Origin of the sequence: Desulfogranum marinum (genome assembly GCF_016918565.1) — a bacterium.
Classification (GTDB): Bacteria; Desulfobacterota; Desulfobulbia; order Desulfobulbales; family Desulfobulbaceae; genus Desulfogranum; species Desulfogranum marinum.
In genome coordinates this window covers 1-24,385 of the sequence record NZ_JAFFQD010000020.1, presented here as the reverse complement: position 1 = coordinate 24,385, position 24,385 = coordinate 1, and the positions used below count along the sequence as shown (strand labels likewise).

Annotated in this window: 21 protein-coding genes; 5 read left to right on the top strand and 16 right to left on the bottom strand. The window is 46.8% G+C overall.

Features of this window, described 5'->3' with window-relative positions; all coding sequences use genetic code 11:
* Nucleotides 1–11: 11 nt before the first annotated feature.
* From JWH17_RS12080 to argJ, 9 genes are all read right to left on the bottom strand, one after another.
* Nucleotides 12–1,193 (bottom strand): M20 metallopeptidase family protein, encoded by a 1,182-nt coding sequence (locus tag JWH17_RS12080; RefSeq protein WP_205222881.1) that lies wholly within the window; start codon nt 1,191–1,193, stop codon nt 12–14.
* Between the two features lie 37 nt (nt 1,194–1,230).
* A complete protein-coding gene (locus JWH17_RS12075) occupies nt 1,231–1,617 on the bottom strand; it encodes a DUF4177 domain-containing protein (protein ID WP_205222880.1) in 387 nt (128 codons plus the stop codon).
* Nucleotides 1,618–2,052: 435 nt separating this feature from the next.
* Entirely contained in the window at nt 2,053–3,720 is a 1,668-nt protein-coding gene (locus tag JWH17_RS12070) for an MORN repeat-containing protein (protein WP_205222879.1), read from the bottom strand.
* A gap of 25 nt (nt 3,721–3,745) precedes the next feature.
* Nucleotides 3,746–5,002, bottom strand: a complete 1,257-nt coding sequence (locus JWH17_RS12065) for a valine--pyruvate transaminase (protein WP_205222878.1) — start codon at nt 5,000–5,002, stop codon at nt 3,746–3,748.
* Nucleotides 5,003–5,381: 379 nt separating this feature from the next.
* Nucleotides 5,382–7,475, bottom strand: a complete 2,094-nt coding sequence (locus JWH17_RS12060) for a chloride channel protein (RefSeq protein ID WP_205222877.1) — start codon at nt 7,473–7,475, stop codon at nt 5,382–5,384.
* Between the two features lie 13 nt (nt 7,476–7,488).
* The gene (locus JWH17_RS12055; protein WP_205222876.1) at nt 7,489–7,989 is read right to left on the bottom strand and encodes a SixA phosphatase family protein; all 501 of its coding nucleotides are present in this window, start codon (nt 7,987–7,989) and stop codon (nt 7,489–7,491) included.
* 3 nt (nt 7,990–7,992) lie between these two features.
* The gene (locus tag JWH17_RS12050) at nt 7,993–8,733 is read right to left on the bottom strand and encodes a ParA family protein (RefSeq protein ID WP_205222875.1); all 741 of its coding nucleotides are present in this window, start codon (nt 8,731–8,733) and stop codon (nt 7,993–7,995) included.
* Nucleotides 8,730–10,283, bottom strand: coding sequence for a CHAD domain-containing protein (locus JWH17_RS12045; RefSeq protein ID WP_205222874.1), 1,554 nt, complete (start codon nt 10,281–10,283; stop codon nt 8,730–8,732). Before JWH17_RS12045 ends, JWH17_RS12050 begins: the two co-directional genes overlap by 4 nt.
* 12 nt (nt 10,284–10,295) lie before the next feature.
* Complete coding sequence (argJ, locus tag JWH17_RS12040; protein WP_205222873.1) at nt 10,296–11,480, bottom strand: bifunctional glutamate N-acetyltransferase/amino-acid acetyltransferase ArgJ; 1,185 nt, start codon at nt 11,478–11,480, stop codon at nt 10,296–10,298.
* A gap of 167 nt (nt 11,481–11,647) precedes the next feature.
* On the opposite strand from argJ, the gene cls reads away from it, so the two are divergent.
* Both cls and JWH17_RS12030 read left to right on the top strand, forming a co-directional pair.
* Nucleotides 11,648–13,108: a cardiolipin synthase gene (cls, locus tag JWH17_RS12035; protein WP_232371061.1), complete on the top strand. Its 1,461-nt coding sequence runs from the start codon at nt 11,648–11,650 to the stop codon at nt 13,106–13,108.
* Nucleotides 13,109–13,474: 366 nt separating this feature from the next.
* Nucleotides 13,475–14,191 carry a metallophosphoesterase family protein gene (locus tag JWH17_RS12030; RefSeq protein WP_205222872.1) on the top strand — a complete coding sequence of 239 codons (717 nt, stop codon included), beginning with the start codon at nt 13,475–13,477 and terminating at the stop codon, nt 14,189–14,191.
* 23 nt (nt 14,192–14,214) lie between these two features.
* On the opposite strand, the gene JWH17_RS12025 is transcribed toward JWH17_RS12030, so the two are convergent.
* On the bottom strand, nt 14,215–14,628 hold the full coding sequence (locus JWH17_RS12025) for a hypothetical protein (protein ID WP_205222871.1): 414 nt from the start codon (nt 14,626–14,628) through the stop codon (nt 14,215–14,217).
* A gap of 253 nt (nt 14,629–14,881) precedes the next feature.
* On the opposite strand from JWH17_RS12025, the gene ppk2 reads away from it, so the two are divergent.
* Nucleotides 14,882–15,787 carry a polyphosphate kinase 2 gene (gene ppk2 / locus JWH17_RS12020; protein WP_205222870.1) on the top strand — a complete coding sequence of 302 codons (906 nt, stop codon included), beginning with the start codon at nt 14,882–14,884 and terminating at the stop codon, nt 15,785–15,787.
* 198 nt (nt 15,788–15,985) lie between these two features.
* Here ppk2 and secA read toward each other — a convergent pair whose 3' ends face one another.
* The 6 genes from secA to JWH17_RS11990 all read right to left on the bottom strand — a co-directional run bounded on the left by secA (nt 15,986) and on the right by JWH17_RS11990 (nt 23,367).
* Nucleotides 15,986–18,535, bottom strand: a complete 2,550-nt coding sequence (gene secA, locus JWH17_RS12015; RefSeq protein WP_205222869.1) for a preprotein translocase subunit SecA — start codon at nt 18,533–18,535, stop codon at nt 15,986–15,988.
* Between the two features lie 643 nt (nt 18,536–19,178).
* Complete coding sequence (locus tag JWH17_RS12010) at nt 19,179–19,457, bottom strand: hypothetical protein (RefSeq protein WP_205222868.1); 279 nt, start codon at nt 19,455–19,457, stop codon at nt 19,179–19,181.
* Nucleotides 19,458–19,469: 12 nt separating this feature from the next.
* Nucleotides 19,470–21,125, bottom strand: a complete 1,656-nt coding sequence (argS, locus tag JWH17_RS12005) for an arginine--tRNA ligase (RefSeq protein ID WP_205222867.1) — start codon at nt 21,123–21,125, stop codon at nt 19,470–19,472.
* 251 nt (nt 21,126–21,376) lie between these two features.
* Entirely contained in the window at nt 21,377–22,501 is a 1,125-nt protein-coding gene (alr, locus tag JWH17_RS12000) for an alanine racemase (RefSeq protein WP_205222866.1), read from the bottom strand.
* On the bottom strand, nt 22,501–22,917 hold the full coding sequence (locus JWH17_RS11995) for a hypothetical protein (RefSeq protein ID WP_232371060.1): 417 nt from the start codon (nt 22,915–22,917) through the stop codon (nt 22,501–22,503). The genes alr and JWH17_RS11995 overlap by 1 nt, the downstream gene beginning before the upstream one ends.
* Before the next feature lie 264 nt (nt 22,918–23,181).
* Nucleotides 23,182–23,367: an ATP-binding protein gene (locus JWH17_RS11990; protein ID WP_205222864.1), complete on the bottom strand. Its 186-nt coding sequence runs from the start codon at nt 23,365–23,367 to the stop codon at nt 23,182–23,184.
* A gap of 303 nt (nt 23,368–23,670) precedes the next feature.
* On the opposite strand from JWH17_RS11990, the gene JWH17_RS11985 reads away from it, so the two are divergent.
* On the top strand, nt 23,671–24,012 hold the full coding sequence (locus JWH17_RS11985; RefSeq protein WP_205222863.1) for a hypothetical protein: 342 nt from the start codon (nt 23,671–23,673) through the stop codon (nt 24,010–24,012).
* A 219-nt stretch (nt 24,013–24,231) separates the two neighbouring features.
* The coding region (locus tag JWH17_RS24355; RefSeq protein WP_205224530.1) for an aldehyde ferredoxin oxidoreductase N-terminal domain-containing protein at nt 24,232–24,385 on the top strand (154 nt) is incomplete at its 3' end.

Genomic DNA, 24,385 nt, shown 5'->3' with positions numbered 1-24,385 from the left:
GGAAAACCTATCTATAGGCAATTACCAGACAAATGATCAAGCGCTCTCCGAGCTACCAAAGCAAGCCACTGGGTACCATAGGTTAATACCTTTTCATCAAAATCATAGCGTCCGGAATGTGCAGGGCCCCGAGTATCACCAGCAACCTGCGCACCAAAACGTACCAAACAACCTGGGACCTGCTGCTGGTAAAAAGCAAAATCTTCCCCGCCAAGACTGGGAGCCTCTTGATTTCCTACCTGTTCTCTGCCCACCAGCTCCACTGCTGCTTTCCTTGCCAGACCTGCTGCCTGTGTATCATTTATTACCGCAGGCATGCCATCAAGAAATTCCAACTCGATTTCTGCATTACTCATATCCTGCACCCCCTGGATAAGTCGCTGCAGTGCAGCTATCAGACAATTACGGGTCTCAGGATGAGCGCTACGGATAGTGCCCTCAAGCACCGCCTCTTCAGCAATGGCATTGAGCACGGTTCCGGCGCGAAGTTTGCCGACAGTAACCACGGCAGCATGCGAGGGATTTATCTGGCGGGAGACAAGCGTTTGCATATTCATAACCAGATTAGCCGCAAGGACTACAGAATCTATCGCTTCATGGGGCCTGGCTGCGTGACCTCCACGCCCATGAATACGGATGATAAACGGATCAGCATAGGAACATATAAGCCCTGCATCCACCGTAAAATGACCGGGAGCAAAATGGGTATCTATATGACCTCCGAAAATCATATCCACCTGATCAAGCCCCCCTTCTGTTACAACTTGTGCCGCCCCATTACCAGCCTCCTCAGCCGGTTGAAAAAGAAGGATAACCCGACCGGAAAAATCACCTCGATGCAAAAGATGAGCAGCACCAAGCAACATGGCCACATGACCGTCATGTCCACAGGCATGCATGACACCGGGATTTTCCGAGGCAAAAAGCAACCCGGTTTTTTCCTCAATGGGCAGCGCATCCATATCGGCCCGCAAGGCTATGGTTGCGTTTTTTTTACTGCTGCCCTCCTGCTGCCCTTTGATTTCAGCCCGTATGCCGGTGGTAGCCAATTTCCGGTATGGAATATTGAGCGTCTCAAGTTCCCGGCGAATAAGTGCTGATGTGCTTTCCTCTTTATAACTGAGTTCAGGAAACCTGTGTATAGTTCTACGCAATTCAATTACGCGGGCTAAGAGCGTTTGAGTGAGTGGCATGCTTACGTTTCCCTGGTGGTATAGCAGTACAAAAACGTCACGATATCTTTATATCACCGACATGGTTATACCCTTGCTCTTCAGATTGCTTGTCCTGACGCTCCCCCAGAGATTGAAGATGTTCCAGCTCCTGTTCTCGTACTTGCTCTGTGGTAATAGCCTGTTGCTGGACGGCTGAAATGGTACCGACCTCATGCGGCTCTTGTACAGCAGTGGTGTGGGACTTTTGGGCGGCCACTTTAGTGCCGGCTCGTTTCAAGACTGCAAGTACACCATCTTGCACCATCACCGCACTCACCAGTTCCCACCCCATACTTCCCTGTTCGTTTAGGGTATGTTCCATTTCTTCATCATCAATATAACGCTCTCCCAAGAGACCGTCTTTGGCAAATTCAAAAACAATGGTACGGTATTGCCACATCATAATAATGTAATCTCCGTTTTCCCGGCCAACAAAAGCCTACAGTCGGCGTTTGCAAAGTTAGCCCGAATTTCTCATGAACTTTTTGATTTCAAACTCAATTAATTGATATTATTGTTTAAGAAGTAATTGTACAATTAACAGTCTGTTTTTCGTTTTCAATCAAAAAGTTCCCCCTTCAGGTCAATAGATTTTTCCGCAGGATCTGCGTTACAAGCCACTTGCGGTAGTTTACTACAGCTGCGCGGCTTGTGCCTTGCCCTGCGAAAAACTTTATTGATGAGAAATCCGGGTTAGTGTTCAGGTATGACATTTGCTCCCGGCAGGCAACGTAACATTACCAGCCTACTTTGTAATAATTATGGCGCCTACGGGTTAATCGCATGTTTTTTTTACGGACAACAACCTCCCCTGGAATTAGGTTATAGGCAAGCCAGGCTAAGGAACAAGCTGATCGTCTTTAAAGACACCCTCAGCAACCCGGCCATCTTTAAAAATCAATTTCCCTTTCCCGTTACGCCGTCCGTTTCTAAACCCCCCTTCATACACACTACCATCCGGGGAATGCAGCGTACCATATCCATCGGGGAGATCGTTTTTAAAGGTACCCACATATTCTTTTCCATCCTTATAGTCCAGTTTACCCAACCCCCAAAAAGCGCCCTGCTTAAATTCTCCCTTGTATCTGCTGCCATCGGGAAAGGTATATATTCCCTCGCCATCAAACACGTCGTCTGCAAACATTCCCTCATACAGAGAATTGTCCGGATAGGAGAGCCTGCCCTTTCCCTGTTTTTTACCTTTGCTGAATTCTCCCGTATATTTTCGACCATCTGCATAGGTGAGAGTGCCCTGCCCTTCCATCAGTCCTGCAGCAAAGGTTCCTTGGTATTGACTATTATCTGCAAAGGTCAGTTTGGTGGTGCCACTAAACTTGTTCCGTTGCTGCGTATCCGTATACACATATCCGTTGATCAAATAGATTCCCTCGGCTACCTCGCTGTTTTCCGGAACACGAGCTACAATGGTCAAAGAACCGTACTGTTCTACGGCCTCTTCCCCGCGGTCTGCTTTGGTTGTCGCAACAGCCTCTTGCTCATTTTGGGCAACAGAAGATGGTAGTGGCTCTACCGGCGAGCCATTTCGAAACTCCCCTTTAAAAGAGGTGCCGTCAGCTTTTTTCAAAGTGCCTTGCCCATGAAGTGTATTGGCAGCAAAGCTGCCCTTATAACGACTACCGTCAGCGTAAACCAAAACGCCTTCGCCTTCCCGCAGGCCATTTTTAAACATTCCTTCGTACCGGCTGCCATCACTGTACTCCATCATCCCCTGCCCGTCGGGAATGCCTTTAACAAACAAACCGGTATACTCGCGCCCATCAGGCCAGGTCATTGTACCATTCCCTGTCATCTGCCCTTGCAGAAAGGTCCCTGTATAAACAATACCGTCAGGGGTTTTAAGTTGGCCCTGACCATTGTAAAGATCTTTTTGAAATTGCCCTTCATAAACAGTACCATCAGGAAGTGTTAATCGACCGTTACCCTCGCGATAAATATCCTTGTACTCTCCCTCGTAACGAGCTCCGTCAAGGTATCGACGCAGGCCTTTCCCGTCAGGTTTGCCATCTTTAAACCATCCTTCATAGGTGGAGCCATCTTCATAGGTCAATTTGCCCTGACCATGGATAGTATTGTTACGAAAATCACCTGTATACTCTTGCCCGTCAGGATAAAACAAACTGCCCCGACCATGATAACGGCCAAGGCTAAACTCACCCATATATTGCAGACCGTCAGCATAGGTAAGGCTGCCGTTGCCATCAACAACCCCTTCTTTAAACGTTCCGCTAAAGCGTCTCCCGTCAGCGCTGATCAATGTTCCTTTACCGTTAAAACGTCCTTTAGAAAAACCGCCTTCATACACCGAACCATCGGGGAGGACCAATTTTCCCTGTCCCCAGAGAAAACCGTGCTTGAATTCACCCACATATTCACGGCCGTCAGCGCTGATGTAATGTCCTTTGCCATCCTTGCAATCCCCTTCCAAACAAACAGCAAACCCGGAAGTGCCAATGCAGAGCAACAACCATGCGGGCAAAACCAGCAAAAACAATCTCCCCCTCAACAGCATATCAGTTCCCTTCCCTGTAAATTAAGCGTATTTCCTCAGCGATTAAACGAATCCCTTTGTGCACTTCTCCTTCATCCTGCGAATAATTGACCCGTATGCATTCATTAGTATGCTGCCAGCCTGGTTCTAGACCTGGAAAAAAGTAATCTCCGGAAACCACTAAAACCTTACGCTGCTTCAGGCGCTGGTACAATTCACGGCTGGTTATCGGCAGATCAGGGAACCAAAACCAGAGAAACATGGAACCTTCCGGAATATGCACCTTGTACTTGCAACCGGCAAACGCATCCTTGACAACCTCCATCACTTTTTCCATTTTTTGTTTATAAAAAGGTCTGATCACATCTTTGCTGAGCCGTAAGATCTCTCCCGATTCTATCAAGGGTGTGGTCAACATCGCGCCAAAGCTTCCCGGAGCGAGATTAACAACGGAATTAATACTCGACAGTGCATCTACATATTTTTTCCCGGCAATGATAATGCCTGTACGGGCAGCAGGGAGACCGAACTTGGAAAGACTCATGGAAACGATAAGATTTTCAGTCCAAATCGGTTGCACCTCAGTATATATCATACAGGGAAACGGTACCCCATAAGCGGAATCAACTATCAGCGGGATGTCATGTTTTTCGGCCAATTGTGCGAGCCCATTGATCTCATCATCGGTGAGAACGTTACCTGTCGGGTTGGTTGGCCGGGAAACACAGATAGCACCAATTTCTTCGGTAATTGAAATATTATCAAAATCAACCCGATACTTAAAAAGATTTTCACCGACACATTCGATACGTGGACGAACAGAAACAAAAAAATCGTCACTCAGGCCAAGGTCGGCATACCCAATATACTCGGGGGCCATGGGCAGCAGGATTTTTCTTTTTGTCCCGTCTTCACACTCCCCGGCAAACATATTGAACATGAGAAAAAAAGCCGCCTGGCTGCCGTTGGTAAGACAGATATTTGCAGAAGATACATCCCAACCAAACTCTTTGCGTAAAAGAGATGCCAGCGCCTTAAGAAATTCTTTTTTCCCCTGTGGCGGATCATATATCCCAATAAGCTTACGCAGGGCCTGATCGTCATCAATCAGTCTTTGCAGTTGCTTACGCATAACACGTTCAATTTCAGGAATGGAGCCGGGATTTCCTCCTCCCATCATAATCATACCACCTTCGGCCATCGCATTGCCCAAATCATCCATTAATGAAAGGATGCCGGCATCTCCTGAAAATTTTTCTCCAAATTTTGATAATTTCATGTGGTCCTTGTTCTTGTGCAGCTTCGTGGCTGCAACTTAATCCTTTGTAACCCTATACTATTGTTTTTACCTGAACCTAACCTGTACCCATTTAGTAATGCTCCAAATGTGGACAAACAGGCTCGATAACTTGCGTAATAGTCTGTTTTGCCGCCTGATCGTGCGCAGAGGAAAGGGCAGACTCCGTGGTGTGCTGCTGAACAGTCACTACCTTTTTTGAAAAAGACGACAATGAACTCCCGAATTAGCAAAAACAACCGCTGCAGGCAGTTCACGACTCTTAAATCCATATGCCCGACATCCTCGTGGGTGACGGGGTTCATAAGTCACATAAAAATGTTTACATTTCAAGCAATTTGGTCGTTGTGACCGTGGTTTATCATTCTCCATTCTCTTTCTTGTCCGGCCCATTATCAAATTGTTGCTTTGCAAGCTCAACTGCTTCTTTTTTTGCAAACAGGGTGACAATATCACCTGCTGCAAAACGGCTGTCTCCCTTGGGGATATGTAAGACCCCACCTCTTTCTATGGAAACCACATTCACAGCCTCGGTCAAACCTAGGTCTTTCAGACGAACACCGACCGCCTGCTGACCGGCATCCAATCGAACTTCGACAAACACATTTTGTTCCTCTTTTCGTAACAGCATGTTGTCTTCTAAAAGCTGTCCCCGCTGTTTACGTACAATACCAACATCATAAGCTCGAAGAATATCGCTCCTGCTGATCAAACCGATAAGGGTTGTCTCACTACTTCTGCTGACAACCGGCAAACGGGCTAAATCACGCGGGGCCATTTTCTGAATCGCTGTCCAGATAGGCTCATCAGGAAAAACCGTAACCGGGTCCACAATGGCGACATCAACCACTTTCAGATCGCGAAGAGGCTCATTGTCGGCACCCAGTACCTTTTCCAAATCCTGGAGGGTAACGATACCCCACAGCAGCCCTTTTTCGTCAACCACCGGAAAACCCAGATAATTGGTTTCCTGAAACATCTGATAAAGCTTTGCAAGAGGGGCGTTTTTTTCAACAACCACCGGTTCCGTATTCATTACCTCACGCACCATTACCCCCTGCATGATATCCAGATCCCGACCTTGATCAAACCGTATACCGCGACGGGTAAGCTTGGTTGTGTACATGGAATCATGAAACAGATACTGTGCCACATTGGAAGCCGTCACAGCCGCAATCATCAAAGGCAGAATAAGGCCATAATCACTGCTCATTTCAAATACTATCAGAATAGCTGTTAACGGCGCATGGGCACAGGCGGCAAACACTGCAGCCATCCCAACCAGAGCATAGGCACCGATCGGCCCTGACAGTTCTGGCAACAGGGTGGAAAACAAAGCGCCCAAGCTCCCTCCCAACATCGCTCCAGTAAAAAGAGACGGCGCAAAAACACCGCCCGAATTACCGGACCCGAGGGTGCATGAGGTAGCTATCGGTTTAAGAAAAACAAGCAGCAAAAAGGGAAGGAAAGCGGCATCTCCGCGTAAGGTTCGTTCAATAAACGCAAAACCCGATCCGTAAACATGCGGTTTATGTTCGGCAAGCTGTTCCGCTGAAAAACCAACAAGCGTTGCAGGTGACGCTCCGGTAAAGGCAATATAACTCATCCCAACCACGCCCAGCAGGACTGCTCCAACGGCAGGTTTCAATGCCAGGGGAAATCTCCAGCCATCAAAAATCTGTTCTGAGTAATCCAGGCAACGAATAAAAAAAATACCAACCAAGGCCGCAACCAGCCCCAGGAAAAGATAGAGTAAAATTTCAAAAGGTGAAGACATGGAATATGCCGGGACCAGAAAGGCGGGCTGATCACCAAGAAAAACCTGGCTGACGATAGAAGCTGAAACCGCCGCAATAACCACATTGCCGAATATACGAACCTGCAGTTCGCTCATGAGCACTTCAATGGCAAACGCTACCCCTGCTATGGGAGCGTTAAAGGTTGCTGCAATCCCGGCAGCGGCACCACAGGCAACCAAATTTTTGATACGCTCATCCGAGAGATGAAGCAGTTGCCCGGTAACAGAGCCGAACGCCGACCCCACTTGAACAATCGGCCCCTCACGACCTGCAGACCCTCCGGAACCAATACACAGAGCAGAAGCAATGATTTTGGCAATAGCGACCCGAGCTCTTATCCTACCACCACGGAGGATTAAAGCCTGCATCACCTCAGGCACGCCATGCCCTTTGGCTTCACGGGCAAACCAGGCAATCAAAGGACCGGCAAGTAATGCGCCACTCACAGGAACAAGCAGGTAGCTCCATATTCCGACATACGGCATTACAGTATGGAAAAGAGCATAAAGCATCTTCTGGATAGCGGCAATCAGGTTGATGAACAACACGGCGGCCAGCCCGGTGACACTGCCGACAAGAATGGCCAGCAATATCAGCAGAAGACCTTGCGGGGGAGAAATACGATCAAGAAAAAGACCCAGCGGATTTCTTTTCACGCTCTACCTCGTATTAAGGGGCTGGGTCCTTTTTGGGATAGTCATAAAAGACAAGCTTTCCTTCACCTTTTTTCACGTGCTGCCAGTGTGTAATATGGAAATCAAGCGCAACAACACCACAGGTCGGCACATTGTCTATATGCAATCCACCCAGAAAATTTGCCAGCATGGTGCATTCCGGATTGTGCCCAACCACCATAACGGTTGCAAGAGAGTCGTCCACAGTGCGCAATAACTCAATAATTGAGCTTGGCGAAGCACCGTACAATGAGTCAACAACCTGAATGTGCGTAGTCGAAAAGTGCACTGCTTTCGCCAAATGTCCGGCGGTTTTTGCAGCACGCCGGGCAGGTGAAGTGATAACCGCATCAGGGGATATCCCCCTCCGGTGCAACCGTTTGCCCATCATAGGAGCGTCGCGTTTACCCCGTTTATTGAGCGGTCGGTCTCTATCGGTCAAAGAGAGGTCCTTCCAACTGGACTTGGCATGACGACAGATCAACAGTCTTTTCATAACTTAGCCTAAATTTCGGCAGACTTCCGCCCACAGGGCCTTGTACGCTTGTGAGGCCCTTGAATTGGGTAAGGCTGCAGTTACAGGTTGACGATATATTCCCATGCGCTCGATATCGGCTAAAAAAGGAATAGGCTCCTGAAGGACACCCTTTCTTTTTCGCATGGCACCCATGAGTTCCATATGCATCTTTTTCCGTTTTTCCACCATGGAAAACATCACCAGCGCCTTGGTCCTTTTCTGCCCTATTTTCTCCATAAATTTAAACAGTTGTTTCAGGGACATCAGCGACAGGGTAGAGGGAATGATCGGTACCAGTATTGTATCTGCAGCATAAAAAATATTCTCTGCAAGCAGAGTCAGGTTAGGCGGACAGTCAAGGATAATCCGATCATACTCGGCAAGCAATGGACGAAGAACGTTATTTAATCTGACAGTCGATTTCTTTAACTCGTCGAGGGCAATATCGATATTTCGATACGAAAAATCAGCTGGTAGCAGATCAAGTCCGAGGTAATCGGTGCCACGGATATTTTTTTCAATATGCTCGCCGCCCTTGAGCAGTTTTTTGGTATTAAATTTTTTGGGGGACCGTATACGAAAATAATAGGATGCTGATCCCTGCGGGTCCAGATCACAGAGCAATGTTTTTTCCCCTTGAGAGGCAGAGAGATAAGCAAGGTTGACGGATGTTGCTGTTTTTCCGACGCCACCTTTGATATTATAAACCGCTAAAATGCTCATATTGCCTCCTTTTTACAGGTGAAAAGCTTTTCAAAAAGCGCAATGTTGCGAGCACTGCTAAACTTGCCGAAAATAGCAGCAAAATCTCCGCGTGCTTTCACCTGCTCCCGGTGCAGATTGCTCATCAAGGCCCCTAAAGCCGCTCCAAGCTCGAGATTCTTCCGCGATCCAGGTCGAATCCCCTGTAAATGGTTGCGCAACACATCCTGCTGCACGGAAAGATCATTAAAATCACCAAGATAATTTTGTAATTTCTTGAGACGCTTTATGGCTGTAGCAATATCTTGTGCCGGAAAAAGAGAGGCAAAAAATTCGATTGCATAGCGCAATTTCTTTCCCTGGATTCGAAGACGGTGGATTTCTCGGTCGGGTGTTTTGTCGGTTATGGCCAACCCGTCCTTAAGAACTCTTTTATAGCGACGATAAATAATTTTTGTGGCAATATCAATCACCGGCGAGTCGGCAAACTTAGCAGACTGGGTATCTTCACTGTCAAGGTATGCCTGCCATGAGCAAAGGATTTCCTCGACCCGGGGACCCTTCAGCTCCCTGACCAGTGCTCGCTGTTCCTGAGCCCTTAATGCCGCAAGATTCTCAAAAAAGCTGTGCAACCCGTCTTGCAGTGTTTCCGGCAGGCGGGATTTATATTCATCCTCATACAGCAAATAGACATCCAGGTCGCGGGTGGGACCGGTAACCTGCCCGAGATACGCGAAATCCTCTTTATATTTCTCTACTACCGCAGGCGGAAGAACGCCCTTAATCAAGGAAAGCCCTGACCGGGTCCTTCTTACTGCTACTCGAAAATCGTGGAGAAACTCGGAATCCAGGTCTGCCAGAACCCCTGGAATATTGACATGCATTGCCTCAAGCAGCTGCTTATAGATAATGCCTACAGCTGAACGAGCAGTCTGATCAGGATCAAGATGGAGCACCATTTTTGAAGAATAATCACCAGGTGTTCTTCCCAAACAGGTGCACCCCTGTTCCATAGCGATGTAGGCAGGCGGCCTGTTTACAGGCTCAAATTGTTTCAATATGCTGCGTACTGCTTCAAGTTCGTCTATATATCCCCGGACCGGTTCCAGCCTCACCGCCCGCAGTCTATCGTCAGCACCTGTCATCTGGTGCTGCTCCAGAAAAAGACGCACCACCGTTTTCTCATCCTTGTTAACAAGCCGGCACTCCTGTACCGTAACTTCGCCGGAGGCTATTGGTGAGACGCAACGCATTTCCAAAATATCTGTTAACTGCTGTTGTAGCCTTCCGGCTTGAAACGCCTTGGCAAAGCACGCCTTATTTACCTTGGGTCCGCTCTCCTCCATAATGATTTCACCGGTATGGAGATCGTGCAGCCTCCACGCCGTTCCGACACAGGACAACAGGTAATCGTTTGCAAAAAGCCGCCAGTCAAAGGAATCGCAGTAGGTAATTTTGTGGTGCACTTCCGGTTCGTGAACCAGGCCGAACTTACGCTTCAACCGTTTGAACAGGGCTGTCGGTTCCATAGTCTCGGGAAGGTACCAGTTATCAACTACTTGATGTTCCATGACGCTGTACTCCTAGCTTCGATAATCGGCATTAATTTTCACATAATCATATGAAAAATCGCAGGTATACACCTCTGTTGACTCCAGGCCTTCATGGAGGTCGACAGTGACCGTAAATTCTTTGTTTTTCAACACTTCACTCGCTGATTTTTCTGCCTCCGCGCCCAGGGCAAGTCCATTTTCAACCAGCAGCACCTCATCAAAGGCTATGGACACCTTGTTTTGATCAAAAACGCTGTCTGAACGACCCAGTGCTGCGATAATTCTGCCCCAATTAGCATCTTCTCCAAAAAAAGCGGTTTTCACCAGAGCAGAGTTGGCAATGGTCTGGGCAGCACTCATAGCCTCCTCCTGCTCTCTTGCGCCCTCAATTCGAATGGTGACGACCTTAGTTGCACCTTCGCCATCTTTGACAATCTGCAAGGCCAGATCATGGAGCACTCCATGCAGTGCAGTTTCAAACAGCTGTGCAGTCGCTGGACTTTCTTCATCAATCCACGAATTGCCGGCCGCACCGTTGGCCATTACCAGCACCATATCGTTGGTCGAGGTATCACCGTCAACCGTAATCCGATTGAAACTTTTATCCACCCCCTCCCTAACCATGCTATTTAACACCGGAAAGACTATCTGAGCATCGGTAACCACAAAACAGAGCATAGTTGCCATATCAGGCATGATCATGCCCGATCCCTTGGCAACGCCGAGGATGGAAACAGTTTTCCCATCAAGGTCAACAGTGGTAAAGGCTGTCTTGGGATAAGTGTCGGTGGTCATCATGGCCTGTGCCAGATCATCAAAACCGTCAGGTGAGAGTGTATCAACCAACTCTTGTATATTCTTTTCAAAAGGTGCAAAAGGTATAGGCTCGCCAATGACACCTGTACTGGCAAGTTGAATAAGCTCTTCTTTTATGGCAAGTTGCTCGGCTACCAAGGAACTGATCGCCAGTGCGGTTTCCATGCCGGCTTCCCCGGTACAGGCATTAGCATTACCGCTGTTTACCAGTACTGCCTGTACGCTTCCTTGCCGTAAACGATCCATATCGATCAGCACGGGGGCCGCCTTCACCGAATTGGTGGTAAAAACACCGGCAGTAACAGCCGGAGTGTGAGAATAAATAAGCCCCAAATCAAAACGATCCTGATATCGAATGCCTGCCTTTACGGCGGCAGCACTAAATCCTTTAACCTGCATACAAGCCCTGTATAATATTTAGTTTAATAGAAAGAGAATTAGTTGTAATCTAACAGATAACCTACAAAAAAAAAGGATGAACATAATTTATATTGGCCATTTTTGTTCATCTCTCCCTATCCCCCCTCAACATGTGCCGTTATTTAGAGCGGCCTTCGTAAATAATTATGGATAAAATTTACTGGATACTCACCACATCCATTTTCATTACCGATCTTGCCATTCGCATAGGCCTGTCTTTGCGAGTCATTATGCGCAAAAGAGCTGCCAGTGTATCACTTGCATGGTTGATCATTATCTTGCTGCTGCCCTTTTTCGGAGCCATCATGTATCTTTTGTTCGGTGAGGTAAGACTTGGTGAGAGAAGGGCCTCAAAAATACTTTCTGAACAACCTGTTATAAGTCAATGGACCGAGGCACTTTACAAGCGTGTTTCAGTTGACTGGAAACAAATTAATCCTGAATGCATCCCCATCAACCGGCAAATAGATGCAATGGTCCGTATCCCCACAATGCCGGATAACTGTTTGGAGCTCATCAGCGAACCCACCACTTTTTTACGCAAACTCATCACAGATATCCGCAGGGCAAAATCCAGCTGCTTTCTTCAATTTTACATATGGAACGAAGGTGGTTTGGCTGATAATGTTACCGATGCCTTGATTGAGGCAAAAAAACGAGGTGTAACCTGTCGCGTCCTGGTTGATTCCATCGGCAGCAAACCCTTTTTAAGCAGTGCGCCGGCTGAAAAAATGCGCTCCGTCGGCATAGAGATAGCGGAAGCATTACCTGCAGGACTCATCCGAGCACTTTTTGTTCGCATAGATCTGAGAAATCACCGCAAGGTAGCCATCATTGACGGCACCATAGCCTATACCGGCAGCCAGAACCTGGTTGACCCAAGCTTTTTCAAACAGGACCAAGGGGTGGGTAAATGGATAGATGCCATGGTCCGCATCCGCGGGCCGGTGGTCGAAGTCATGACAGCAGCTTTTACCTATGACTGGATGATGGAAAACCACATTCCTTTAGAGGATTTGTACCCTAGTTCAGACATTCACCCGGTCGATTCATCGGGAAACGCATTGGTACAGCTTGTCCCTTCAGGTCCGAACCTGGAAGAAGGAGCCATCCACAACCTGTTACTCACAACCATTTATGCCGCGCGGAAAAAACTCATCCTTACCACCCCTTATTTTGTCCCGGACAACGCCATCCTGGCAGCCCTCAAATCTGCAGCACAACGGGGGGTGGATGTAACCATTATTGTCCCTGAAAAAAATGATTCTCGACTGGTTCATTATGCCAGCAGGGCTCGATATGAGGTTCTGACCAAAGCCGGGGTAGAAATAATGGGCTTCTCCGGTGGCCTGCTCCACACCAAAACCATTACCATTGACGACGACTTCTGCCTGTTTGGTTCTGTAAATCTTGATATGCGAAGCTTCTGGCTCAACTTTGAGATGACCCTTTTTATTTACAACAAGGAATTCACCGCCAGGGTGAGGGAGCTGCAACAGAGCTATGTGCAAAGTGCGAGAAAAATAGACTGTGAGCTCTTCACCCGACGTCCTTTCCGGGAAAGATTCATGGAAAATGTAGCGCTTCTGGTCGGTCCTCTTCTTTAACCAGAATTTCTCATGAACTTTTTGATTATAAACTTAATTAATTGATACCTAAATCCTGCAATTGCAAAGTTTGCCGAAGGTGCGAGGCTGCGTACACGCAGACGTACTGTAGTAATTCAAGTGTGCGCAAACAAAGCAGATTCGGTAAAATCGACAATCCCGAAGGGTGGCAAGATTTAGGTTTCAATCAAAAAGTTGCCCCTCCGGGTCAAGAGATTTTTCTGCAGGATCTACGTTACAAACCACTTGCGGTAGTTTACTACCGGAGTCTACGCTTCCCTGCAGCGCGGCTTGTGCCTTACCCTGTGAAAAACTGTATTGATGAGAAATCCGGGCTACTCAACATCACGGAACGGGAAAATACCCATGAAAATTCTTTTACTCAGCGATATCCACGGGAATTTCCCTGCTCTTGAGGCCATCGCGCAACACCATCCCTTGGACCAATTCGATCTCATCTGCAACAGTGGAGATTCAACGGTCTATTGCCCCTATCCGGATGAAGTACTCAGCTGGCTTCGCAAGTATCACGTTCAATCCATTCGGGGCAATACAGATGACAAGGTTATAAAACTCCTCAAGGGGAAAACTTTTAAAAAACCGCGCAAGCCGGAAAAACGTATCATGTACACCAGCGCGGTTGAGGCTCTCAGCCCGAGCAATCGGCAGTATCTTTGCACCCTGAAAAAAAAATACACATGCAAGCATGGTGTACACAAATTGTGTCTTTTTCATGGTAGCCCTGAAGACCACGAAGAATTCCTTTTTCAAACCACCCCGGACAAACGATTTAGAGAACTTGCTGCCGTCACATCCTGTACCATCGTTGTTACAGGGCACTCTCATTCCCCCTATCACAAACATATCGAGGGCGTACATTTTATCAATCCGGGGTCTGCCGGGAGGATGTTTGATGGTAACCCGCAAGCTTGTTATGCAGTCTTGCAGTTACAGCACCGCTCGGTACAGGTTACTCATTTTCGTTGTACCTATGATATAGAAGCGGTTGCCGAACGTATCACCAGCCTCCATCTCCCCTCCATCTACAAGGAAATGTTTCGGACCGGGAAGAAACTCAACTGACAGAATGCCCCACTCTGACCTGTTTATTGATTGACAGCAGAGGCATACGCCTCTTCAATCCGAGCCTCCACATAAGCATATTCCAGCTGGTTATACTCTTCGAGGTCAAAACAGATCGCATCTTCCCCCAGAAGCCCACCTGGTACAAACGCTCCTTTTTCCTCCGGATCCGTAATCATGGCACCGTAAAAACAGACTGATAACCACCGTGGTTCATCCTCAATTACGTCAACCATAACATAGAGAACCGGAGCTTCTTTTCCGGCTGTCATACCGCGAAGGGAATAAGTCACCCCTGGTCGTGGATGGAACTCAACACTGCCCTTTTCTTTGTCCTGCAACTGTTTGTAAAACCGCTCAAACCCCTGCTTATTGTGCTCATTGGTTTCGACCCAATCTTGAAGAAAGGCTGCAACCTCCTGCTGATACTGCTGCATATCTGCTACCCCGCTGTTTGATAGTTTTTATTTGAGAAAAATTACTAACTCCAGTAGACTCCTCTTGTTTCATCGGTATTCATTCAATACAATATGTTTAATACCAAACAGTTAAATTGCATTATCTTTTCTTATTTTCTTGCAAATTTTCTTCGGAATCTATCGAACAGTAGCCCTGTTCCAACCAATAGCTCAATGTATATTTACCAAGGGTAATACCCTTCATAGCCGGAGTCGGCACAAGGAGAATGACATGGGAGAGAAAAAAAAGGAAAACAATCCATCCTGTCCGATCGATACCAAACTCCTGGAGGGGACTGCCCTGAAAAACAAGCAAGCCAAACAGGATGATAAACGATGTTCGGTATGGATCAAAAAGGCCCATCTGGAATACGAAGCCGAACTCAAGAAGCTGCAAATTGAACTGATGAAGCTGCAGCTGCATATAAAAAAAACAAACATGCGGGTACTAGCCATCTTTGAAGGCCGCGACGCTGCAGGCAAGGGTGGAACCATCAAACGAATAACGGCCTTCCTTAACCCCCGCAACGCAAGGGTGGTCGCCTTAGCTGCTCCCAGTGACAAAGAGGTCAGTCAGTGGTATTTTCAACGATATGTATCAAAGCTGCCGGCTGGCGGAGAGTTGGTTCTGTTTGATCGTTCCTGGTACAACAGGGCTATGGTTGAGCCGGTTATGGGCTTTTGTACCGACGAGCAGCACAAACGCTTTTTAAAGGATGTATCTTTATTTGAAGAACTGCTGGTCAAAGATGGAATATACCTGTTTAAATTCTACTTTTCCGTTTCAAAAAACGAACAGAAAAAAAGATTTGAGGCAAGAAAAACTGATATTCTCAAACAATACAAGCTGTCTCCGGTGGACAACCTTGCCCAAAAGCTCTGGGATAAATACAGCATAAAAAAATTTCAAATGCTCAACGAATCAAACCGGACCCTTGCTCCGTGGACCATCATTAAGTCCGACGTGAAAAAGAAAGCACGTATCAACTGCATGAAACACCTGCTCTCTAATATTGAGTATGAAAAGAGAATAGACTTAAAAGAACTTGAGCCGGATCCAAATATTGTCATATCCGGGATTGATGAGATCAAGCATATGGAACAAAATCTTTTCAACCCCAGCGATCTCAGGGGCTGACTCACACTCCATCAAGTGCTCCGCTTCAGCTCGCCGCGTGAATATTCGTTGCCAAGCTGAAGGTACTTTGAAAAATATCCTGAAAAACAAACAGGGCACAGAGATCCCCCACTGTGCCCTGAAACATATCAACCCGGATTTCTCATGAAAGATGTGTGTTTCGGCGATAACTTTTTTTAGTAAGGAATACTTCTCTTCTCAGTTGGCCGCACCACAGCATTTTTTATATTTTTTGCCTGAACCGCATGGACAGGGCGCGTTACGACCTATTTTCTCTTCCTTGCGTTGTTGTGGCTGTCGATCATCTGCCTGGGGCCTGGTTGCTTTTTTCGCCTCTTCCAGCTCCTTCGCCCGCTGTATCCGCCTTTCCTCTTCCAGCCGTTCAAGTTCATCATCTTGCACAATCTGCACTCGCATCAACGTTGATACGGTCTGGAGCTTCACAGCCTCGATCATGCTCATGAACAGATTAAAGCCCTCGCGCTTATACTCGTTAAGCGGATTTTTCTGACCGTAGCCACGCAAACCAATCCCTTCTTTCAAATGATCCATTTGCAGGAGATGCTCTTTCCATAGAGTATCCACCATCTGCAGCAGCACCATCCGCTCAAGCTGGCGCATCTGCTCAACACCATTTTTTTCTTCCTGCCCGCTGTACCACTCTTTGACAGCATCGTTTAACTTTTCAACAAGCAGTTGCAAATCCAAGTCAACAAGCTCTTCAGGCGCCCACTCTACCTTGTTATTGAAAAGCTGAGCTACCCGTTCGTTAAACTCGTCCCAATTCCAGTCTTCCGAAGGTGTTCGTTCGACTGCAATATGTCCGCATATCTCATCGACCAACTCTGCTATCATATCCTCGACAATGGGCTGGACATTTTCACTTTCCAGCACTTCTCGACGCTGCTTGTATATGATCTCACGCTGCTTGTTCATCACATCATCATACTCAAGCAGGTGTTTACGAATATCAAAGTTGTGCCCTTCCACTTTACGCTGGGCATTTTCGATGGCCTTCGACACCATAGAGTGTTCTATGGGCTCGTCGTCCTCCATGCCGAGTTTGTCCATGATACCGCCAAGACGTCCGGAGCCGAAAATACGCAGCAAATCATCTTCAAGGGAGAGAAAAAAACGTGATGAGCCGGGGTCACCCTGCCTACCGGAGCGACCACGCAGTTGGTTGTCGATACGGCGGCTCTCGTGTCGGCTGGTACCAAGAATATGCAGCCCGCCAAGTTCGCGAACCCCTTCGCCAAGCTTGATATCGGTACCACGACCAGCCATATTGGTGGCAATGGTTACCCGGCCTGCATGCCCGGCTTCTGCAATAATTTCCGCTTCCCGGTCATGCTGTTTGGCATTCAACACATCGTGCGGTATTCCTTCCTTGGTCAACATCTTCGATATTTTCTCTGAAATATCAATGGAGATAGTTCCTACCAGAATGGGTTGACCTTTTTGATTAAGCTCTTTTATCTCATTAACAATATTGCGGTATTTAGCCTGCTGGTTCTTATAAATAAGATCGGGATAATCTTTGCGAATCATGTTCTTGTGGGTTGGAATAACAACCACATCCAAGCCATAGATCTTTTTAAACTCAGGAGCTTCCGTATCAGCGGTCCCTGTCATTCCTGCCAGTTTATCATACATACGGAAGTAATTCTGAAAAGTAACAGAGGCCAGGGTCTGGTTTTCCTTTTCGATCGTCACCTTTTCCTTTGCTTCAAGGGCCTGGTGAAGGCCATCCGAATAGCGGCGGCCTTCCATCGTCCGGCCGGTAAACTCGTCAACAATAACCACCTGACCGTTCTTGACTATGTAATCGACATCGCACTGGAAGACAAAATGGGCTTTCAGAGCCTGATTAATATGGTGTAACTGATTGATATTAGATGGATCGTAAAGATTATCAATGCCAAGCAATTCTTCTGCCAGGGCGACCCCGTCATCGGTAAGCATGATCTGACGAGATTTTTCCTCTTTGGTATAATGCTCTTCTTCTTTAAAATGAGGCATCAACTTGTCGACTTTCACATACATATCAGTGGTCTGCTCAGCCGGCCCGGAAATAATAAGCGGCGTACGAGCCTCATCAATAAGGATAGAATCCACTTCGTCGACAATGGCAAAATGAAAACCACGCTGGCAATAGTCGGCAATATCAAACTTCATATTATCGCGCAGATAATCAAAGCCAAACTCATTGTTGGTACCGTACGTTACGTCGGCATTATACGCTTCCCGGCGCTCGGCATCATCCATTTCATGGATAATACATGCTGTGGTCAGGCCAAGGAAACTGTAAACCTTGTCCATCCACTCCACGTCACGTTTTGCAAGATAATCGTTGACCGTAACCACATGGACCCCCTTCCCGGTGAGGGCATTGAGATACACAGGTGCAGTCGAGGTGAGTGTTTTTCCCTCACCGGTTTTCATCTCGGCAATTCTGCCGCTATGCAGCACTATGCCACCGATAAGCTGTACATCGTAGTGTCGCTCTCCAAGTACCCGCCTGGCAGCTTCTCGCACCACAGCAAAGGCTTCCGGGAGCAACTGGTCAAGGGTTTCTCCTTGTTCGAGGCGTTGACGAAACTCCACGGTCTTGGCTGCGATTTCTTCATCACTAAGAGGTTCAATAGAAGCTTCCAACTCATTGATAGTGTTGATAGTTTTACGAAGCTGTTTAATGATACGATCATTTTTACTGCCAAAAACCTTGGTAAGTGCTTTTCCGAGCATAAAATTCTCCAATTTCGAAGCCCAAGCTCCGAGAGATCAAAAAAATGGTAGAAATTACATTTAATAGAGGTGGGGTGAGCTTATGTGAATCAGTGCATCCTCATCGCAATCCGGAAACGTGGTACAATGGATACAGTCACTCCAAATCTTGTTGGGAAATTCCTGTTTATTCTTGTCTATAAAGCCAGAGCCTTTAAAAAAATCAGCCTGATAGTTGAGTACGAAAACCTGTGATATTTCCAGACTCTTTGCCTCGTCAAGACAACACTGAACCAATTCTCTCCCAATACCGCACCCCCTGCTTTTTATCCATCACAGCCAAGGAACGTATCTTCGCCGGATCATCCCAACAAATGTGAAGAGAGCAGATTCCTTATATTTCGCTGGTTTCCTCATACACTATAAAATCTCGAAGGTAGTCATACAGCGCACTGATTGACTGCCGGTGCAGTAAACCCTTCATTGCTTGTAACTATCAGGGACGAGCTACAAACTGTCAACCGACCCCATACTATAGCCATTCAGCAGTGCTCCAAATATTCATAAGCTGACCAATCAGCTACCCATTAGTATGCCGACCGGGCAGATCGTGGAGAGAGGTAAGCGCAGACTCCGTGGCGTGCTGCTGAATGGCAACTATGCTTTACTGATTACCCAGTTGCCTTTTCTTGCTCAATGGATGAATTTCCGGCAAAGCCGGCGACATGTGAGTAGACTGGTGGCCCTTTTTTAAGGCAACAACCGGCTTCGTGCCAACATGTGGTAAAAGAATAGTTTGCCCAGCCCACACGCCCAGCATAAACATCCAAAGAAAGAGGCAAAAGGCAACAATAATTACCCCGAAGAGTCCTGACCAACTCAGTTGAAACTGAAATCTGCGAACAGGTTTTTTCCTTGATCGTGGTTGTTTCTTTGCAGCCATAAATGTAAAAAACTACATACGCTCCGGGGCGCTGAGACCGGCCAGCGTAAGCCCGTTATGCAACACGGTTTTCAGGCACCGGCACAGATACAGCCTAGCCTGACTGCGGTCCACATTATCGGTTAACACTTTATGTTTATTATAAAAGCTATGGAACTGTCCAGCCAATTCCATCAAATAAAAAATAAGTCTGTGCGGTGCAAGGTCCATGGCCGCTCCGGCAACAAGCTGCGGGTAATCAGCCATTGTTTTCAGCAAGCCGTACTCTTCGGCCTCTTGCAGCATACTCAAATCAACGGCCTCACCGGCAGGACATTCTACCCCCAGCTCCCGTGCCTGCCTCTCTATGCTGCATAGACGGGCGTGGGCATACTGTACATAATAAACCGGATTTTCCTGACTCTGCTTTGTAGCCAGGTCTAAATCAAATTCAAGCTGACTGTCTGCCTTCCGCATCAAAAAGAAAAAACGCAGCGCATCCGTTCCGACTTCATCCACCAGCTCATCAATGGTGACAAAAGTAGCCTTACGGGTCGACATCTTAACTTGTTTGCCACCACGCAGCAAAGTGACAAATTGATAGAGGATCACGGTAATCAGCTCATCGTCGTAACCAAGGGCACGAACACCGGCAAGCACATCAGGAACCGTCGCTATATGATCTGCACCGAACACATTAATCATCCAGTCAAAGCCACGTCTGAACTTTTCCCGGTGGTAGGCGATATCCGGTAGCCTGTAGGTGGGTTCACCACTACTCTTGATAATCACCCTGTCTTGCTCTTGCCCAAATTCACTGGTCTTAAACCATAATGCCTGGTCTTTCTCGTAAACCAGGTCTTTTTCTTTAAAGGTGTTGACAACATCGTCAATCATCCCTTCTTCATAGAGGGTATGTTCATTGTAATAGCTGTCAAAACGGATACCAATTCGTTTAAGTGTAGCATCAATCTCTTTAAAAATGGCATTTTTGGCATGTTCTTTAAACACCTCAACCTCAGCATCTTTAAATGTGTCGCCACCCTTATCAATCATCGCCTGGGCAATATCATAAATGTAGCTCCCCTGGTATCCGTCTTCCGGAAAATTGTTTTCCATGCCCAGACGTTCAAAATATCTTGCCTGGGTTGACTCGCCAAGAACTCGCATCTGTCGTCCGGCATCATTAAAATAATATTCGCGCTGGACGTTAAATCCGGTTGCTTCGAGAAGGCGTGCTACAGAATCACCGATAATGGCATTGCGGCCATGACCTACGGAAAGCGGACCGGTTGGGTTGGCGCTGACAAATTCAACCAGAACTTTTTTTCCTTTTCCATCTTCACATAAGCCAAACCGTTCCCCTTGCTCTTCAATAACAGGTAGAACAGATGTCCAAACATCTTGTTTGAGAAAAATATTAATAAAGCCGGGCCCTGCGATTTCCCAACGATCGACAATACTCGCTTCTTCTGCGGCCAACTCTGCAAACTGGGCTGCAATCTGCCGGGGATTCTGCTTGTCAATCCCAGCGGCAACCATGGCAAAATTAGTAGCAAAATCACCCTGCCCTTCATGCTTTGGCACCTCGACGGTGTATCGATCACGCAGCTTTTCACTCCACAGAGAGAGGCTGAGTCCCTTTTCAAAACAACGGTCAACAACGGCTTTAACTTGTGACTTTATCATCTTAATATATTGAAGAAATAGCTGGTTTTTTTTTGATGTACTGTAACTTGCAAAAGCGCAGACAGGGAATATGCAGGTACAAATGTTAGTGAAAAAAGCTAACCATGCAGCCAACCCGAATTTATCATCACCTCAGGCGGTGGCAGGTTCAAAATTGTTTATAATAAATAGGTACGTTTTCAAAAAATGGTAAAATGCTCCTGAAAAATTCGCACCGATATGCTGCTGAAAGTATCTTTACAGTCGGCTAATCAGTCGATAAATACCCGATCGTTCATGTGTCCGAAAAGGCAAAGTACTTCGTAATTTATAGTATCCATCCATCCGGCGATCTCATCGGCTGTTATCTCTTCGCTTCCCTGCGGTCCGAGTAAAACGACTTGGTCGCCAACGTTGACAGGCCCCACGTCTGTAGCATCAATCAAGGTTAAATTCATTGATATTCTACCGATGACGGGTGCCCGGTGTCCATTGATAAGTACCTGAGCAGTATTGGATAATTTTCTTAAATACCCGTCTTCATACCCTACTGGTATAACTGCTACAGTAGTAGGCCTGCCGGTAAAGAAACTGTGCCCATAGCCCACCCCAACACCCTTGTCTACATTTCGCACCTGAATGACGCTGGTAGTGAAACACATGGCAGGCTTAAGCAGGTTTTTCGTAGCTGCCTGTCTGCCGGTTTCTCCATCAGGATAACAACCGTAAAGGGAAATCCCGGGTCGCACCATATCAAACTGTGCTCCGCGCACATAAAACAGGCCTCCCGAATTGGCTATATGATACATACAATGATGCGGAATTTCTTTCTCAATTAGCCTGGCAGTACTGGAAAACGTTTCCAGGACATCATCAGAATTAGACGATTGGCGGTCATCAGCCATGGGAAAGTGGGCAAGAACACCCTTGGTATTCAAGCATGGATACGCATCAATCTCTTTGACTAGAGCAACGATCCCTTCAGGCAAGGTCCCCTGCCTTCCCATTCCCGCGTCCAATTTGACATGGATATCGATTTCTTTACCTGCCCTTCGGGCGTACTTATTGAGCTCTCCAAGCGCCGAGTTATCGACGACAACAGGGGTTAGATTATTTTCAACTGCCGCTTGCGATGTTTGGTTAATAATACCGGCGAGAATAAAAACAGGCACAGTAAAACCTGCTTTACGTAGTTTTATCCCTTCAACGACTTCAGCAACGCCAAGAGCAACTGCGCCCTCTTCTACAAATATACCGGCACATTCAATCATACCGTGTCCATAGGCATCGGCCTTAACCATGGCAAGAATACCGGCATCACCTGCATGATGACGACAGACGGCAAAATTGTGCCTGAGAGCCTCGGCACTAATGGTTATTTTATTCAGCGATTCCATTACAGCATACCTATTCGAAACCATGCAAACCAGCCCTGACGGCTGGAGAACAAAAGAGCCCATCCGATGGCACAATATCCGGCGCCCAATATGGTTCCAGGGGTAAAAAATGTTCGCAACAACACCCCGCAAGACATCATCAACCCTACAAGCAGCCACGTCTTCCATGAAAACACGGCACCGAGGCAGGTATTATCCTGAAAAGTGTCAATCCGACTAATGGTCTTTGCAGCAACCTTATCGAGAATCAAAAACGATTTAAGCGAACCGACAAAAAAAGCCAGCAACAGGAAAAAAATACGATTGTTCGGGTCTATCCACCCATAGCCACGATAAATAAGCATCCCCCCAATAGTTGTCCACAAAAAAGGGGCGGCAAAGAGATGAACCGATCGATGAACGCCAGGCTTAAACAAAGGTCTCTCTAGGATATTGTCCGAGAATAGCAATTTTTTCTCAGATCGAGGCATTTTATAAAAATAAGCGCAGCCATATAAACAATATTGAGAGCATTATTTCTAGAAAATAACGCTGACATGGGGAAAAAGGACATTTTCGGGCAGTCTCCTAGACGCAGTAAAGGGACTTGCAGATAACTCACTGTAAGTCCCTCTAAAAACAGGATAAGCCCATCCCGTCAGGGATGGGCTTATCATAAAGCAAACTATCGAAAAAGTAACTTACACTTCGGTTACAGTGATAGCATCTTCAGGGCAAACTTCAACACAGGTTTCGCAACCCAGGCATTCATCAGCTTCTACAGGCTCAGCTTTACCGTCTACCATCTCAAACACCTGAGCCGGACAAGCTGCTACACACTCTTCATCACCAGAACATTTATCTTTGTCGACTACTATTTCCCACATGATAAAAACCTCCAAAAAAAATTAAGATACTACGTCACATCACATTGATACTTTCAACCTTGCTGGAGCAAGATTTAAAACTTAAAAAAAGTGCTTCCCCTCTACCTGACCGGCAATACTTTGTCAAGATTAAACATATCAGGTATTATACTCTTTTTAATTATCATAAAAAGCAAGCTCGCATCGATAAGTCCACGATGGCGGCTATTCTTATGTTCAACTCTTCTTTTTCTTATTGCTCAACCAGCTATTAGTGAATAGAATAACTCACAATTACCCATCCAAACAGGAACACCAATTACAATGGCCAAAAGAATTAACAAACAAAACGACCTGTTGCAGGCTAACAAAGGCGAACAGGCAATGATTGAAGCAATACTTGAAGGTAGCCCGGAAGGAATAGGTGTTGCAGTCATCCGCCTTGATTGCGGTTGCATAAAAATGGCTGCAGTCAATCCTGCCGGCGATCCAGCCAGCAAAGTAATTATGTATAGAGATAATGCCGAATCAATTTGCGAACAGTGCAAAGCAGATAACGGTGACTTCATGCGAGTAAAAAAACAATTCATCAGTTGGCAGAATCCGGAACCGGATACCCATACGAAACAGATGATCATCAACAAAGTGCTCGGCAGTGAGTCTTAATTTTATTACCGCCTTTCCTTCACAGACCGCCGGCAAACGACAAGACCCCATTCAAAAACACAGTTCAGGATGTACAACAACTATTTCCTTTAAACAATAAAATCGCCGGGGCAAGCTCTACGACTCCACACCGTGTAATTGCATCATGTTCCGTGGTGCGTGGAATATGATTTCCAAACAATATGCAGCAAAACCAATCAAATCATCAGGAGAATTACAATGGCAGACAAAATTTTTCGCGTTAACATGACCGACTTGAGCACTTCTATTGAAGATGTGCCTGCAGACTGGGCAGGACATGGCGGCAGGGGCCTGACCTCCACCATCGTTGCAGCCGAAGTCGAGCCTACCTGTCATCCACTGGGAAAAAACA

Coding starts and splice junctions, on each gene's coding strand:
- JWH17_RS12075 (WP_205222880.1), bottom strand. CDS start 1,617: ATGATGTGGCAATACCGTACCATTGTTTTTGAATTTGCCAAAGACGGT.
- JWH17_RS12065 (WP_205222878.1), bottom strand. CDS start 5,002: ATGAAATTATCAAAATTTGGAGAAAAATTTTCAGGAGATGCCGGCATC.
- JWH17_RS12080 (WP_205222881.1), bottom strand. CDS start 1,193: ATGCCACTCACTCAAACGCTCTTAGCCCGCGTAATTGAATTGCGTAGA.
- alr (WP_205222866.1), bottom strand. CDS start 22,501: ATGGAATCGCTGAATAAAATAACCATTAGTGCCGAGGCTCTCAGGCAC.
- JWH17_RS11985 (WP_205222863.1), top strand. CDS start 23,671: ATGGCCAAAAGAATTAACAAACAAAACGACCTGTTGCAGGCTAACAAA.
- JWH17_RS12050 (WP_205222875.1), bottom strand. CDS start 8,733: ATGAGCATTTTAGCGGTTTATAATATCAAAGGTGGCGTCGGAAAAACA.
- ppk2 (WP_205222870.1), top strand. CDS start 14,882: ATGGGAGAGAAAAAAAAGGAAAACAATCCATCCTGTCCGATCGATACC.
- JWH17_RS12010 (WP_205222868.1), bottom strand. CDS start 19,457: ATGGCTGCAAAGAAACAACCACGATCAAGGAAAAAACCTGTTCGCAGA.
- argS (WP_205222867.1), bottom strand. CDS start 21,125: ATGATAAAGTCACAAGTTAAAGCCGTTGTTGACCGTTGTTTTGAAAAG.
- JWH17_RS12055 (WP_205222876.1), bottom strand. CDS start 7,989: ATGAAAAGACTGTTGATCTGTCGTCATGCCAAGTCCAGTTGGAAGGAC.
- JWH17_RS11990 (WP_205222864.1), bottom strand. CDS start 23,367: ATGTGGGAAATAGTAGTCGACAAAGATAAATGTTCTGGTGATGAAGAG.
- argJ (WP_205222873.1), bottom strand. CDS start 11,480: ATGCAGGTTAAAGGATTTAGTGCTGCCGCCGTAAAGGCAGGCATTCGA.
- JWH17_RS12045 (WP_205222874.1), bottom strand. CDS start 10,283: ATGGAACATCAAGTAGTTGATAACTGGTACCTTCCCGAGACTATGGAA.
- cls (WP_232371061.1), top strand. CDS start 11,648: ATGGATAAAATTTACTGGATACTCACCACATCCATTTTCATTACCGAT.
- JWH17_RS12025 (WP_205222871.1), bottom strand. CDS start 14,628: ATGCAGCAGTATCAGCAGGAGGTTGCAGCCTTTCTTCAAGATTGGGTC.
- secA (WP_205222869.1), bottom strand. CDS start 18,535: ATGCTCGGAAAAGCACTTACCAAGGTTTTTGGCAGTAAAAATGATCGT.
- JWH17_RS12030 (WP_205222872.1), top strand. CDS start 13,475: ATGAAAATTCTTTTACTCAGCGATATCCACGGGAATTTCCCTGCTCTT.